Annotated in this window: 13 protein-coding genes and 1 other RNA gene; 8 read left to right on the top strand and 6 right to left on the bottom strand. The window is 50.0% G+C overall.

Annotation, left to right across the window (positions count from 1 at the left end; translation table 11 throughout):
- Nucleotides 1-62 precede the first annotated feature (62 nt).
- The 3 genes from SYN6312_RS19805 to SYN6312_RS09670 all read left to right on the top strand — a co-directional run bounded on the left by SYN6312_RS19805 (nucleotide 63) and on the right by SYN6312_RS09670 (nucleotide 3555).
- Nucleotides 63-203 carry a type II toxin-antitoxin system HicA family toxin gene (locus SYN6312_RS19805; RefSeq protein ID WP_253276332.1) on the top strand — a complete coding sequence of 47 codons (141 nt, stop codon included), beginning with the start codon at nucleotides 63-65 and terminating at the stop codon, nucleotides 201-203.
- Between the two features lie 29 nt (nucleotides 204-232).
- The gene (locus tag SYN6312_RS09675) at nucleotides 233-1228 is read left to right on the top strand and encodes a zinc-dependent alcohol dehydrogenase family protein (protein ID WP_015124696.1); all 996 of its coding nucleotides are present in this window, start codon (nucleotides 233-235) and stop codon (nucleotides 1226-1228) included.
- Nucleotides 1229-1398: 170 nt separating this feature from the next.
- Nucleotides 1399-3555 (top strand): CHASE2 domain-containing serine/threonine-protein kinase, encoded by a 2157-nt coding sequence (locus SYN6312_RS09670; protein ID WP_015124695.1) that lies wholly within the window; start codon nucleotides 1399-1401, stop codon nucleotides 3553-3555.
- Nucleotides 3556-3577: 22 nt separating this feature from the next.
- Here SYN6312_RS09670 and SYN6312_RS09665 read toward each other — a convergent pair whose 3' ends face one another.
- Nucleotides 3578-4060 (bottom strand): D-mannose binding lectin, encoded by a 483-nt coding sequence (locus tag SYN6312_RS09665; RefSeq protein ID WP_015124694.1) that lies wholly within the window; start codon nucleotides 4058-4060, stop codon nucleotides 3578-3580.
- Nucleotides 4061-4269: 209 nt separating this feature from the next.
- Nucleotides 4270-5085, bottom strand: coding sequence for a BMC domain-containing protein (locus SYN6312_RS09660; RefSeq protein ID WP_015124693.1), 816 nt, complete (start codon nucleotides 5083-5085; stop codon nucleotides 4270-4272).
- Nucleotides 5086-5277: 192 nt separating this feature from the next.
- Between SYN6312_RS09660 and SYN6312_RS19800 the strand changes: the two genes are divergently transcribed.
- Together SYN6312_RS19800 and SYN6312_RS09655 are read left to right on the top strand one after the other, a co-directional pair.
- Entirely contained in the window at nucleotides 5278-5430 is a 153-nt protein-coding gene (locus SYN6312_RS19800) for a hypothetical protein (protein ID WP_015124692.1), read from the top strand.
- 58 nt (nucleotides 5431-5488) lie between these two features.
- Complete coding sequence (locus SYN6312_RS09655) at nucleotides 5489-6823, top strand: trans-splicing intein-formed DNA polymerase III subunit alpha C-terminal partner DnaE-C (protein WP_015124691.1); 1335 nt, start codon at nucleotides 5489-5491, stop codon at nucleotides 6821-6823.
- A 26-nt stretch (nucleotides 6824-6849) separates the two neighbouring features.
- Here SYN6312_RS09655 and SYN6312_RS09650 read toward each other — a convergent pair whose 3' ends face one another.
- Nucleotides 6850-7041: an NAD(P)H dehydrogenase subunit NdhS gene (locus SYN6312_RS09650; protein ID WP_041431386.1), complete on the bottom strand. Its 192-nt coding sequence runs from the start codon at nucleotides 7039-7041 to the stop codon at nucleotides 6850-6852.
- Between the two features lie 132 nt (nucleotides 7042-7173).
- Nucleotides 7174-8487 (bottom strand): rod shape-determining protein RodA, encoded by a 1314-nt coding sequence (gene rodA / locus SYN6312_RS09645; protein ID WP_015124689.1) that lies wholly within the window; start codon nucleotides 8485-8487, stop codon nucleotides 7174-7176.
- 411 nt (nucleotides 8488-8898) lie between these two features.
- On the opposite strand from rodA, the gene petG reads away from it, so the two are divergent.
- From petG to der, 3 genes are all read left to right on the top strand, one after another.
- Complete coding sequence (gene petG / locus SYN6312_RS09640; RefSeq protein WP_015124688.1) at nucleotides 8899-9012, top strand: cytochrome b6-f complex subunit V; 114 nt, start codon at nucleotides 8899-8901, stop codon at nucleotides 9010-9012.
- Nucleotides 9013-9160: 148 nt separating this feature from the next.
- The gene (metK, locus tag SYN6312_RS09635) at nucleotides 9161-10390 is read left to right on the top strand and encodes a methionine adenosyltransferase (RefSeq protein ID WP_015124687.1); all 1230 of its coding nucleotides are present in this window, start codon (nucleotides 9161-9163) and stop codon (nucleotides 10388-10390) included.
- A 209-nt stretch (nucleotides 10391-10599) separates the two neighbouring features.
- Nucleotides 10600-11937 (top strand): ribosome biogenesis GTPase Der, encoded by a 1338-nt coding sequence (gene der, locus SYN6312_RS09630; RefSeq protein WP_015124686.1) that lies wholly within the window; start codon nucleotides 10600-10602, stop codon nucleotides 11935-11937.
- Nucleotides 11938-12031: 94 nt separating this feature from the next.
- Here the strand turns inward: der and ssrA are convergent.
- Both ssrA and SYN6312_RS09625 read right to left on the bottom strand, forming a co-directional pair.
- Nucleotides 12032-12420, bottom strand: a transfer-messenger RNA (tmRNA) gene (gene ssrA, locus SYN6312_RS18900).
- A gap of 83 nt (nucleotides 12421-12503) precedes the next feature.
- Nucleotides 12504-14456, bottom strand: a complete 1953-nt coding sequence (locus SYN6312_RS09625) for an FAD-dependent oxidoreductase (RefSeq protein ID WP_015124685.1) — start codon at nucleotides 14454-14456, stop codon at nucleotides 12504-12506.
- Between the last annotated feature and the right edge of the window lie 37 nt (nucleotides 14457-14493).

Genomic DNA, 14493 nt, shown 5'->3' with positions numbered 1-14493 from the left:
CGGTTTCAGGAAAGACTTTTTGCCGGATTGTTGAACGTTATGGTTGGGTTTTACGGCGGATTATGGGCAGCCATCACATCTATCCTCGAAAAGATTCTCCGGTTCGCCTTGTCATTCCTGTGCATGGTAATCGAGACGTGCCCATTGGCACTCTCAAAAGCCTAATGCGGCATGCGTGGCTACAAGAAGAAGATTTGCAGTAATGTAGGTTTTGCAGTTTCCAGGATGGGTTATGAAAGCAGTTCTATTACGACAACCAGGCCCGGCCTCTGCCTTAGAACTCAGTGAAATTCCCAGGCCCCAACTTGAAAGCCCTGATGAAGTTTTAGTTAAACTCAAAGCCGCCGGAGTTAATCCCATTGATACCAAACTCCGTCAACGGGGCACGTTTTACCCAGAGTTAATGCCTGCAATTTTAGGTTGTGATGGGGCTGGAGTGATTGCTGAAGTCGGCTCAGAAGTCACTCAATGGTGTGTCGGTGATGAAGTGTTATTTTGCCAAGGGGGATTAGGGAAGCGGCCTGGCACCTATGCTGAATATGCGGTTGTCCCCAGTCATTGCCTGGCCCGTAAGCCCCAACCTCTTTCCTTTACCCAAGCTGCGGCCTTGCCCCTCGTCACCATCACGGCCTGGGAAGCTCTTTATGATCGGGCCCAACTGCAACCCGGCCAACGGATTTTAATTCATGCCGGAGCCGGGGGAGTTGGCCATATTGCCATTCAATTGGCCAAATTATCTCGGGCCGAAGTTGCTACCACCGTGAGTTCGCCCGCGAAAGCAGAATTTGTCAAACAGTTAGGGGCTGAGTTAGTTCTCAATTATCGGGAATTTGGGTGGGAGGAGGAATTACAGGCCTGGACTGGGGGCAAGGGTGTTGATGTCGGCTTTGACACGGTGGGGGGAACGACTTTAACCGAGACATTTTCTATGGTCAAGCCCTACGGCCAAGTGGTGACGTTATTAGAACCTAGTCCTGAAACAAATTGGAAAGTAGCCCGCCGCCGGAATCTCAAGGTCAGTTTTACGATGATGTTGGCCCCGGAACTGGATGATTTAAGAGAGGCTCAAATCCACCAGGCCCAGCTTCTACAACAGGCCATCGGTTGGGTTTTTTCCGGGTACTTACAGATAGAAGTCGCAAAAACATTCCCTTTGGCAGCCGCTGCCGATGCCCATCGTTATTTGGAGTCGGGGCAGGGCCTGGGCAAAATTGTTTTAGTCATTTAAGGTATCGAGAAACCTAGATGGGGTAAATAATGGAGTAGGCTAATTTCAACCACAAGAATCCGCCACTATTGCGGGATTGAGGCTGTCTCCACCGATGAAAATCTTAGGCATGTTGCCAGTCATAGATCTTTCTTACTTGTCCTAACCTAGCCTTCAATGGATAACGCAATATGACTCCCAAACTGTGGCAAGGCTCTACTCCCTTCTTGATCATTACCTTGGTGATCACGGGGTTGGTGGTAGGACTTCGCCAAGCGGGTGGCCTCCAACGGGTAGAGTTAAGGACTTATGATCTACTCCTCCAGGCCCGTCCTGATCCTGGCCCTGACCCCCGCCTGCTGACGGTTTTGATTACCGAGGACGATATTCAAGCCCAAAAGACTTGGCCCCTCAAGGATGCCACCATTGCCCAGGCTTTCCGCACCCTCTTAGCCGCGAATCCACGCGCCGTTGGCTTAGACATTTTCCGAGATTTACCCGTTGAGCCTGGCCACACCGAACTGTCCCAGCTATTTGCCACCGACAACCGCCTCATCCCGATTTGTAAAGCTGCCTCTAGCGACAGTCAGGAAGTGGGGCCCCCGCCAATGATTCCCCAAACACAAGTGGAAGCTCAGGTGGGCCTGGTCAACATTCCCGTAGATATTGATGGAGTCGCCCGCCGTAACTTGTTTTTGGTTAGTCCCAGCCCTGGCCTCTGCCAGACGCCCTATTCCCTAGCCTTACAACTCACATTCCACTACCTGGCCAAGGAAAATATCGCCCCCAAACTCACGACCGCTGGTCTGTTGCAACTGGGTCAGGCTGAATTTCCCACCTTAAGCAGTAATTCCGGCGGTTATCACAATTTGGATGCTCGCGGGGCCCAGATCATGCTGAATTATCGCTCTGGCAAGGCGGTTTCTGAGACAGTCACCCTCACGGAACTCCTCAAGGGAAAAGTGCCAGCTAGTCAAATTCAGGATCGAGTCGTCTTGGTGGGAGTTGCTGCGGCTAGTTTGAAGGATTCCTTTTTAACTCCCTATAGTGACTCGGCCAATAACGCCCAACTGATGCCTGGGGTCATGGTTCATGCCCAAATGGTGAGTCAGTTCTTGAGTACAGTCTTGGATGGTCGCCCCCTGATTTGGTCTTGGCCAGTTTGGGTTGAGGTGATTTGGGTCTGGGTGTGGGCGGGTGTGGGTGTGGGCCTGGCCTGGCGACTTCGCCAACCCCTCTGGCTCGGTGGGGCATTACTCGCTTCTCTGGTGGTTTTAGGCGGAGTGGCCCTTGGGGCGATGTTGGCCTCTGGCTGGATTCCTCTAGTGCCACCGTTCTGGGGCCTGGTTTTGGGGGCAGGGGTAACGATTTCTTATGTCAACTATCAGGGGCAACAGGAGCAAAAACGGTTCTTGCAACGGGTCAAAGAACAGGAAGATGCCTTAGCGGTATTGCGGTCGTTACTGGCAGAAAGTACAACAGCCAACATTCAAGCGGCAACGCCCATTACAGAAATTAAAAACAAACCCAATTCCCTCCTCAGTGATCGCTATCAAATTAAAAAAGTGTTGGGATCGGGTGGCTTTGGCCGAACCTATTTAGCGGCAGATACGCAACGGCCTGGGCAACCGATTTGTGTGGTTAAGCATCTCCGGCCGGGTCGTAAGGACGAACGGTTTATGCAGGTGGCCAGACGATTATTTGCAACTGAAGCGGAAATTCTTGAAACTCTCGGACGCTATGATCAAATCCCCTTATTGCTGGCCTATGTTGAAGAAAATCAGGAGTTTTACTTAGTTCAGGAGTTTATTGAAGGCACATCCCTAAGCCGAGAGCTAACCAAGCCATTACCCGTGGTCTGGGCCATAACGTTTCTCCAGGATTTGTTAACAACCTTAAGTTTTGTCCATAGCTATCACGTTATTCACCGGGATATTAAGCCGGATAATCTAATTCGCCGGACTACTGACCATAAAATCGTTCTGATTGATTTTGGTGCTGTTAAGCAGATGCAGCCCCCCCAAAAAGACCAGGCCAGTTCTGCCCAAGACAGTACGGTGATTATTGGCACGATGGGCTATGCTCCACCGGAACAACTGGCGGGTCAACCGGGATTAAATAGCGATCTTTACGCTGCCGGGATGATTGCTATCCAGGCCTTGACAGGAGTAAAACCACGGGACATTGAACGGAATCAGGAAACGGGAGAACTGGACTGGCAAAGGCATATCAGTGTTCATCCTGGCCTGGTCACTATCCTCAACCGAATGATCCGCTTTAACTTCACAGAACGCTATCAATCAGCCCATGAAGTTTTAGGAGATTTAGGAAAGCTGCGAGTGAAATAGCCCGGGTAGAGGTAACGTCTGTCTAGCGACGGGTGCGTGATGACCAAATTGAATCCCCCGGCAAATAAATCACCAAGTTGCCATCATTTTGCATGACCACAAAGGATTCTCGCTGCCCTACGGTTCCTGAAGACCATAAGGGGGACTGGCCTGGACTGTACAGCACTAAATTGCCATCATTTTGCATCACCAGCCGTTCAACAGCCCGATTACTTGTTTTGGATGACCATAGAGGAAACTCCTGACCACCCCGACGTTCATAAACGACTAAGTTGCCATCGCTCTGCAACCGCAAAAAATAAACACCATTAGTCGAAGCTAAATATTCACCTGGACGTAGAACTTCTCCTGGGTTGAGCCGATCTGATCCGGCCCCAGCCATGGCCATCATTGCGCCCCAGGCCAGGATCAGGGATGCACTTACTCCAACAGTGGTTAACTTAAAAACTTGGCGCGACAAAACCTTGAGCATTTTTAAACGATTCAAAACATCCAACTGCACCATACCCTAAAAAAAGCCTTAATTAAGCTGAGAGAGAAGAGAACAACACAACGTATTTTGAATAGATAAAAGTCACCACGCATTATCGATTAGACCTTATTTAGAGCTTCTATGTCTTAATCTATATGAGTAGAGCTACAGAGAATTTAAGGATATCTATAACTTTGAAAAGTGCGAATAGCTATCCCCCACTCATTGATGGCTGACCCGCATTAAGTGGACGGTGGATTTTTCCTGGTACGACTGGCCCTTGGTTTTGGCACTGGGGCAGGTTCAACAACGGCAGGCACAGCTTCAGCAATGGGTTGTTCTAGGGCTAGGGGTTGACTTGCTGAGGCAGGTTGGATCAAGACGGGGGCGGTTTCTTTTTGTTTGAGGCTGAGGGGAATCCGAATCGGTTGCAACTGCTCCAATAAACAACTGGCCAGGGGCAGGGTTTGATCCAGTTCATCCAAGGGGCGCGGCACTAACATGACCGCATGGAGTTCACCAATCCGATCCGCTGCTGCCATCCCCGCTTCAAGAGCCATCGCCGCATTGGAGGCCGTTCCCCGGATAATCACCGTACACAGGCCTGCCCCAATCACTTCATAGGCTGTCAGCACTACCTCAGCTGCTTTAAGCATGGCATCAGCCGCCCCAACCATGGCCGGAAATCCCCTTGTTTCTAGTAAACCCACCGCATGACTACTGAGCCGATGCCCCGAATGTTTTCCTGTGAGTTCTGCCAAGCGACTCCCGATGGGAAGGATCTGATCAAGGTTTGGATCAGGACGAGCTAAAACCAAGGTGGATAATGCTTGCCCAAATTGGCTGGCTCGTTCAGCACCTTCCGCAACCGCTAGGCGAACATCGGAAATATTGCCTCGCACAATTGCCGTACAGTGGCCACTGCCAATTTTTTCATAGCCAATCAGATGGACATCAGAGGACTTCAGCATATGATCAGCAATCCCGACAATGGCCGGAAAACTTTGGGCAGATACTAAACCCAAAGCCAAATCAGTGTAGTCGGTGGGACGATTCATTCCGGTCGTTTACAGGATATTAAAGGCTGTGGCTTCATTTTACCGTGAGTCTCTTGTTTCCTGGGATTGGGGGCAGAATTATCAGTTGGGGCTTGGGAAGCAACTGGAAAAAACAATCGCGCCAGCAACCCTAATTTCCCTCGACAGATTAACCAAGCTAAAATAAGGCACAGTCTCTCTGGTGGTTAAACCATGCGACCTGTGATTACATCTGTGGCGGTAGTCCTAGCCCTAGTCTCGATCTATGCCTGGGGTAATTTTTGGCTGCGGAATCTCGGTGCGTTCTCTGTTCTCGTGCTTTGGTATTTCGCGGTTCTCCAACCCCCGAAACAATCGGGTTTTTAAGTTGTTAGTCGTGAAGCACTTCCCCTGAGCTAACCAAGGCATTAACCGAAGGACAACGATGATGGTCAAAATTATTAGTCGCTGCAGTTTAGGAATTCAGCCGGTCTATGACATTGGCGTAGCTCAAGATCATAACTTTGTGATTCGGGGGGGGCTGGTGGCCAGCAATTGCTTTAATAAGTCCCACTCCACCGCCTACGGGTATGTCACCTTCCAAACTGCCTACTTAAAGGCCCACTACCCTGTGGAGTACATGGCGGCCCTCCTCACCGCTAACAGTGGAGATCAAGATAAAGTTCAACGCTATCTAGCCACCTGCATGACGATGGGGATCGAGATTCAACCACCGGATATTAATTGCTCTGGCGTGGACTTTACACCGATTGGGCAAAGTATCTTGTTTGGCTTGTCTGCGGTTCGCAATGTTGGCCTGGCTGCGATTGAGGCGATTTTGGCAGCCCGTCAAGAAGGGGGAGAATTTCAATCCTTAGCCGATTTTTGTGATCGGGTCGATTCACGGGTCGCCAATAAACGGGCGGTGGAGGCCTTAATTTCGTCTGGGGGCTTTGACAAAATTGAACCTAACCGTAACCAACTCCTCCATGATCTAGAACTCGTGCTGGAGTGGGCCCAGGGGCGGGCCAAAGATCGGGCGGTGGGGCAAGGTAATCTGTTTGATATATTGGGCGGGATAGCCGCAGAAACAGCCACTACTAGTTATAAAGCGGCTCCTAAAGCTCCCCCTGTAGAGGACTTACCCGATGGCGATAAGTTACGGATGGAAAAAGAACTGCTCGGTTTTTATGTTTCGGATCATCCCCTCAAAGGAGTTCAAACCGCCGCCCGGATGTTGGCCCCAATCAGCCTCGGAGACCTAGATCAGCAGGGAGACCAAAGCCTGAGTGTCATTATTTTAATTACGGAGCTAAAACCGATTGTGACGAAAAAAGGAGATCGGATGGCTGTAATCCAAATGGAAGATCTGACGGGTAAGACAGAGGCAGTGGTTTTTCCACGAACATTTGAGCGGATTGGCCACTTACTAGCAGCAGATCGACGACTGATGGTTTGGGGCAAAGTGGATCAACGAGATGATCGGCGGCAGTTTGTGATTGAAGATGCAGAACCCATCGAAGAAGTGCGGATGATTATGGTGGAACTCCCCCCAGCCCAGGCCAGTGATCTCCAGGCCCAGCATCGTCTTGCAGAAATTCTCAAAGCCCAGGCCGGAGAAACTCCTAAAATCCCAATCATTGCTAGAATCACGGATCAACACCAGGCCCAGTATGTCCGGTTGGGGGCACAGTTCCGGGTTGAGTCCGATGAAAAAACAGTTTCAGCTCTAAATCAAGCCGGGTTTGTGGCTAAATCTTCCCAATTAGTCCCGGCTTAGTTTTGAGTCGAATTAGCTGAGGAGAGTTACTTTTTCTTGCCCTTGGGTAATTCTTGAGGGGCCAACTCAGACAGCCGAAATGTCACCAGCTTGTCCCAATTACCGCCTTCAAATAAAACCGCTGCTTTCCCATCTGTGATTCGTTGCACCAGGCCTTGAAAGCCATAGTAGGTATCCCCAGGATTAATCACTTTCACAATGGTTCCGGGCAAAATCAAGGTCTGAGTTAGGGATGCCATAACAAAATATCCTTGTTGAGTGGTGACAAGATAGATAATAGTCTAGCCTAGAGTGGCTTGTGTCATTGCCAGTATCATCTCAGAGGAATTAAGCCTAGAACAGTCTCCAACTTAGGGACGGCGATTGGTTTGACGCGGACGAAAATTAGCCACTGACTGCACCAGGCCCAGGGCAATGGCATTGGCCATCAGGGATGAGCGGCCATAACTCAACCAAGGTAAGGGGATCCCTGTCACAGGGGAAAGGCCAATGGTCATGCCAATGTTGATCACCACCTGGAAAATGATCATTGCGAACATCCCAATAGCAATCAGGGAACCAAAATCATCCGCGGCACTGTTGGCAATCTGAATAATCCGCAAACAGATAAACCAAAACAACGCTAACACCAAAAATGTCCCAAGCAAGCCAAATTCCTCACCAATGGCAGAGAAGATAAAGTCCGTATGTTGCTCTGGAATGAACCCCAATTGGGTTTGAGTCCCATGATTTAAGCCCCGTCCTAAAAGGCCACCGGCCCCCACCGCAATCCGGGACTGAATCAGATGATAGCCCCCCCCAAGGGGATCTTTGTCAGGATTAAGAAAGAGGGTAATTCGGTCTTTTTGATAATCATGGAGTAAATTCCAGAGGACTTGCCCCAGGCCCCCACTGGCTAAATTTAATACCCCGGCCCCAACCGCCCCTGTCAAGCCCAAGGGTAAACACCACCAGGCCAAGATCGCCATGCCCGCCACCCAGGTCAGCCACAGCCACAGAGAAAGGTTATAGGGCAATGCTAGACCCAAGATAATCGCCGAAACCAAAGGGGAAATCATCAACACAATCCAGCCCCCGTGAGCGTTGGCCCAATAGAGCATTCCCACCGTAATGGCCACAAATACTAAGGCTGTCCCTAAGTTAGGTTGCGCTAAAATTAAGCCCATAGGTAGTATTAAGGCTCCCACAACTCGGGCAATCCCCAGCAAATTGTTGGCCGGTCGCCGATTTAAGAGGGCCGCCACAGTGACGATAACCCCGACTTTGGCAAATTCTGAGGGCTGGACATTAAACCCGCCAATCTGAATCCAGCGTTGGGCCCCCAAGGCCGTAACCCCAAAGAGAGAGACAGCCACCAAAGCCAGATTTGTCGCCGCGTAAGTGTACCAATGCCAGGCCTGGAGCGTATCATAGCGCCAACGGGCAATCCCTAAAGTGGTGATCAACGCCACCCCAGCCGTGATCAAATGATCGAGCCAGTTCATCTCACCTTTATTGAAATCAATGCTGTAAATGGACACGACTCCAATTAAGAGGAGACTGACTACCGCTCCCATTAAAAGCCAGTCAATGTTCTGCCAGGGCCGCCACCAAACAGACCATCCCTGCCAAAGACGGGCAAAATAGGGAGGTTGACTGGGCGAGCGAGACGATGGACTAGGCATAGGAATTAGGTGGGTTGACTAGATAAAGCGGTCAGATGTCTTGAGGGGGTGAAGACCAAATCAGGTGCCTGGATTTTTGTCAATGACACATTGGGTATTGAGGTGATATTCAAGGCGATAGCGTTAGGCAGACTGTTCTGAGGGAGTAGAAATCTTAAAAAGACTACCCATAAAGCATTTTCTGGCTTGCCCCTATCCAGCCCTGAATGAGTAACGCTATATTACTTCTGAATCAGTCGTCTAATTGCACCAATAAGCCTCTATCTTAGGGGTAGTCTAGTGACTCTAGTCAGGGTATTGACAATAATCAGCAGCAGCGGGGGCATCTCTGCGACAAACCGACCGCGACCCCTGCTATAGTAGCTTGAGACCGTCTTAGGCGGATTCATTAAAGTCTTTCAATGAAAAAACATGATTGAACCTTTACTTTGTGGTATTGTTCTCGGTCTAATTCCTGTCACCCTAGCTGGCCTCTTTGTGGCGGCTTATTTGCAGTACAAGCGGGGCGATCAACTCGGGGTATAACAAAAAACAGTTTGCCTTGAGGGTTTTGAGATTTCCCCTCATACTCAAGACAGGATCAGCCTTTGATACATGATCGCTCCATTATTTTCACCCGGAGTGAATTTATCATTTTGAGCAAAAACAAATACTCGGTTAAGGAGTCACAGAATTGCGGTATCTATTCACCTCAGAATCGGTTACAGAAGGCCACCCCGATAAAATTTGTGACCAGATTTCCGACTCTATCTTAGATGCCCTCTTGAGCCAAGATTCTCGGAGTCGAGTGGCGGCAGAAGTAGTGGTGAATACGGGCCTGGTCTTGATTACTGGAGAAGTGACAACCCTGGCTAATGTCAATCTGGTGGATATTGTTCGCCATAAAATTGCCGAAATTGGCTACACCGATGCTGATAACGGGTTTGCGGCCCATAGCTGTACGGTACTCACGGCCTTGGATCGCCAGTCCCCAGATATTGCCCAAGGGGTTGATTCTGCCCAAGAACGGCGGGAAGCCTTAAGTGAGTCAGAACTCGACCAAATTGGCGCAGGTGATCAAGGCATTATGTTTGGTTATGCCTGCAACGAAACCCCAGAATTAATGCCTTTGCCGATTAGTTTGGCCCACCGTGCCGCTCGGAGACTAGCTGAAGTTCGCAAAGAAGGAAAACTCCCCTACCTCCGCCCAGATGGGAAAACCCAAGTCACGGTCATTTATGAAGAGGGTCAGCCGGTGGGGATTGATACAATTCTGATTTCAACTCAGCACACGGCCACCATTGACGACATTACTGACGATAAAGCCATCCAGGCCAGGATTAAAACGGATCTTTGGGATTATGTGGTTCAGCCCATCTTCGCCGATATTGCCCTCAAACCCGATAGCCAAACTCGCTTTTTTGTCAATCCGACCGGGAAATTTGTCATTGGCGGCCCCCAAGGAGATGCGGGTTTAACAGGGCGCAAAATTATTGTCGATACCTACGGCGGCTATTCCCGACATGGGGGGGGCGCATTTTCGGGCAAGGATCCAACCAAAGTAGATCGCAGTGCGGCCTATGCTGCTCGGTATGTGGCTAAAAATATTGTCGCGGCTGGCCTGGCGGAAAAATGTGAAGTCCAACTCAGCTATGCCATTGGGGTTGCTCGGCCGGTGAGTATTTTTATTGATACCTTTGGCACCGGGAAAGTTGATAATCAAGTTCTTCTGGATTTGGTCGAAAAACACTTTGAACTCAGACCAGCGGGAATGATTCAAGCCTTTGGCTTACAGACTTTGCCCAGTGAGCGCGGGGGCCGGTTCTATCAAGATGTGGCTGCCTATGGTCACTTTGGCCGGAATGATTTGGATTTACCTTGGGAAAAAACTGATAAGGCTGAGGTTTTGAAAGCAGCACTTTAATGACTGGCAACAACCCGATACAACATTACCTTTCTTGTTAAAAAACTAATTCTTCGAGGGTGGAGGGGTAGTCCTAAATTCAACCTATAAGGTTTTAATTGTGACTGATACCCTCAAACCGAGTTGGAGCTAAAAGCGTTAGGATACTAGATCCATTGCGCCTCTTCCAGGCCTCGCTATGACCAAACCCTTTTCCGGCAAATTTTTCTATGAGTCTTCCGATTGTGGCCATTGTCGGCCGTCCTAATGTTGGTAAATCTACCCTAGTCAATCGGCTCACGGGAGAAATGGCTTCAATTGTCCATGACCAACCGGGTGTGACCCGCGACCGCACCTATCGGCCAGCCTTTTGGCAAGATCGGGAATTTGTGGTTGTAGATACCGGGGGCCTAGTTTTTGGGGATGACAGTGAATTTTTACCCCTAATTCGCCAGCAAGCGATAGTTGCCCTCAATGAAGCTAAAGTCGCCATCTTCATGGTGGATGGTCAAATTGGCCCAACAGCCCTGGATTTAGAAATTGCCGCTTGGCTCCGACAGCAACCCGTGCCTGTTTTACTTGCTGTGAATAAATGTGAATCTCCCCAGCAAGGCCTGGCCCAAGCGGCAGAATTTTGGCAACTGGGCCTGGGGGAACCCTATCCGATTTCCAGTATTCATGGCAGTGGCACTGGCGAACTTCTAGATCAACTCCTGGACTATATTCCACCGACTGATCCCGAAATTACTGCTGAGGAAATTCGCGTTGCGATTGCGGGCCGTCCCAATGTGGGTAAATCTAGCCTACTTAATGCCTTTCTAGGGGCTGAGCGGGCCATTGTTAGTCCAATTTCTGGAACCACTCGGGATGCGATTGATACGGTTGTGGAGCGGGATGGTCAAACCTATCGCTTAATTGATACGGCCGGGATTCGGCGGCGCAAAAGTGTGGACTACGGCCCAGAAATGTTTGGGGTGCATCGCGCCTTCCAGGCCATCCATCGAGCGGATGTAGTCTTGTTCATTTTAGATGCCCTAGAAGATATTACGGAACAAGATCAACGGCTGGCTGGACATATTGCGGAACAGGGGCGGGCCTGTGTGCTGGTCGTGAACAAGTGGGATGCGGTCGAAAAAGATACCTATACAATCAATGATTACCGTCATCGTGTCTATCAACGCCTCAATTTTGTGGATTGGGCTGAGGCAATTTTTGTCAGTGCCTTAACCGGACAGCGAGTTGATAAGGTTTTTGACTTTGTGAACCAGGCCGTAGAGCAACATCGCCGCCGGGTGAGTACCGCTGTGGTGAATGAAGTTGTTCAAGATGCCGTCAATGGGCATAGCCCGCCTGCAACCCGCCAAGGTCGTCAAGGGAAAGTGTATTATGCCACCCAAGTCAGTACTCAACCCCCAACCATGGCTATTTTTGTCAACGATACCAAGCTATTTAAGGACAATTACCGCCGCTATTTAGAAAAACAGTTTCGGGAACAATTGGGTTTTAAGGGAACACCCATCCGATTACTGTGGCGCGGTAAAAAACCCCGACATGGTGTCCCTGAATAGCGAGCAGAGTCCTAGTGTTATTGACTCAATTGTTTAGACCGCATAAAATCGCTCAAGCCCATTAGCAAGAATTAGGCAATTGCGGATGGTATTTAGATGGAGCTGACGGGAGTCGAACCCGTGTCCGCCCAAGTTATTAAGTGTCCTACTCATTCACAGGTTTAGCCTTTCTAATCCTGAGGCGGGAACTGCTCCTTATTCCGAACAGTAGGATTCTCAGAGAGGGTCTTGGTTAATTACTGTCCCCGAGAGCAGTAACTAAAGCATCCGTTGGGGGGTTAATCTATAATCTTTAACGGAGTCAGACTATAGATGCTCGAACCAAAAGAGTGGTATTTAGGCTACAGCAGCAGCTTTACGAGCAAAAGGAACGATGTTGTTCGCAGTTACATTTTTTTGAACTCTTGATTTGCGAGAGGGAGTTCGCTCTCGACCTGTATCATAGAACCCGGTTCACAAGAACGTCGAAACCGTTACAGCCCCGTGTCTATACCTTCGATTATACAGAGTAGAAACTATTGTTGCAGAACAAAAGCTCCCCGAATATGGAATTTGGCCAACAGGGCTCAAGGCCAGGCCTGCCAGTTATCGTTAAAAATTGACATTCCGGGAAAGGCAATCGGGTTATCATTGGCTATCAAGTGCTGTTGGAGTTGAGTTAAGGGTTTGCTTTCCAGGGGTAGGGGTTGAATTAAGTCCGGCGGTAACAGGTTCCGTTTCAAGACAAATGCTGCGGCTGTTCCGGCTCCGGCTCCGGCTGACCACTCATAGGCCTGGACTCGATAGGCAGCAGCGGCAATATGACTAACGGCAATATTCTTGCCTGTAACAATCAAATTATCAATCCGGGGGGGAATCATCGCCCGCAAGGGAATTTGAAAAGGATAGGTTTCCGCTGCCCCTTGGCGTTCACCCGGCCGTTCAATGTTACCTGGGTTTTCCGGGGGACTTTTTAACATACAGGGATGAAAATCAATTGGATAATGCCCAATCCCCACACTATCGGGATAGAGTCTTGCGCGGGTGCGCCAGGCCATGTCTTGAATTGCCAGTTCTCCCGTCATTACCTTAAGTCCTTGTAGGCCCCCCAGGCCCATGGCAAGCTCAGAAAACAGTCTCGGTGGGAGTTGAGTTTGGTAGTAGGGGTCTTTGGCGTAGTCTTGGCGGGAGATATCCACCTCATTCACCTGAAATCCTTGGGGCCATCCACTGGCATACCGGCCAATCAACCGCCGTCCCTCCCGAACATAGGGGAATTTCGACAGGCCATGCACAGTTCCCATAGGAGAGTCCAACCCAGCTAGATAGCGTAAGTAGGGATTGGGGCGTTTGGGTTCCGTCAGCTTTGAATCCGTGGTGCCGCCCCAGAGCCAATAGAAATAGCCTAAGGCCAGTTTTTCCCCCCCTGCTAAACTTTCGGTGCGAATACCGCCGAGCCAATCACCGGGATTGAGTTGTCCTTGGGCCTGGAGTTGCGCCCTTGTATAAATCCAGTTATCAACCGGAGTCCCCGGCCCGTAGTCATTCCCACCGCCCCAGTTCTGCATGGAAATATCCCCAGGCGTGACTGAGTGAAAGTTTTGGCCGACTTTGGCACTGTAAATGCGGCGATAGGTAAATACCAATTCTGGTTCTTGGCTGTAGCGGGGTAAGTCAAAGCTATAAAAGGGTTCAAATTGCGGGTAAAACTCCGGCTTTATGTGAGTTTGGGGTTCTCCTGTGGCCGCCATCGCAAAGGTATAGGTGAAGGCCTGGGGGCAGTAGGGGTAGGGGGTTTGGCTCGATGCAGAGGGGTTTTGTGCGTCCACCGGATCAATGCCCAATTTGTAGGGTAAATCAGCCAGGCCGAGGAGTTCTCCCGTTTCCGTGGCTTCAATCACGATCCAGGGGCGGGTGGGTGGGGGCGTAAACTTTAGGATCGTTTTGGTGAAATTGGCAGAATCCGCTTCCGTATAAAAATCTTTCAGGGTTTCAGATAAAAGCAAGGTATTCAAGGGTGGCGCATTGGGGGCGGGTTGGTGTTGGATGGCTCTGACTGCTTGAACTTGTTCTCCGGCTCCCACGGGGTTAATGGTTAAATCTTTGACAACGGTATTTAGAAATAAATGCAGCTTCCCTTTACCTTTTTTCTCAGCTTCTGATAGCATTTGAGCCACAATCTCATGGCCGGCCTGGGGCAGAAAACAAACTTCACTCACCCAACAATCACCGGGGCGCGGATTCCTGGCCTGGGTAATGAGGCGTTGGCGCAAAATATTGTAACCACGGGAGAAGTAGAGTAACTCTCGTTGCCGGGGGCGTTCATCTAGAGCCGCAGTTCCCTGAGCCGAAATTTGTCCTCCCAGCCAATCCGTCAACTCAGTTAAACAGACCGTTTTCCCAGCCAAAAGAGATTCATAAGTTGCGGCCACCCCGGCCAGTCCCCCACCCACAACTAAAATGTCACAGGTAACGGTTAGATCAATCGAACGCCTGTCGGCTCCTAACCCAGGCCTGGCACTGCTCCAAACTAGTCCCAAGAATGCCAGTCCACACAAGGATAAATGTGTAATCTTC

Source organism: Synechococcus sp. PCC 6312 (assembly GCF_000316685.1).
Classification (GTDB): Bacteria; Cyanobacteriota; Cyanobacteriia; order Thermosynechococcales; family Thermosynechococcaceae; genus Pseudocalidococcus.
The sequence above is the reverse complement of the archived record's forward strand: the minus strand, read 5'-3'. Positions and strand labels throughout refer to the sequence as shown.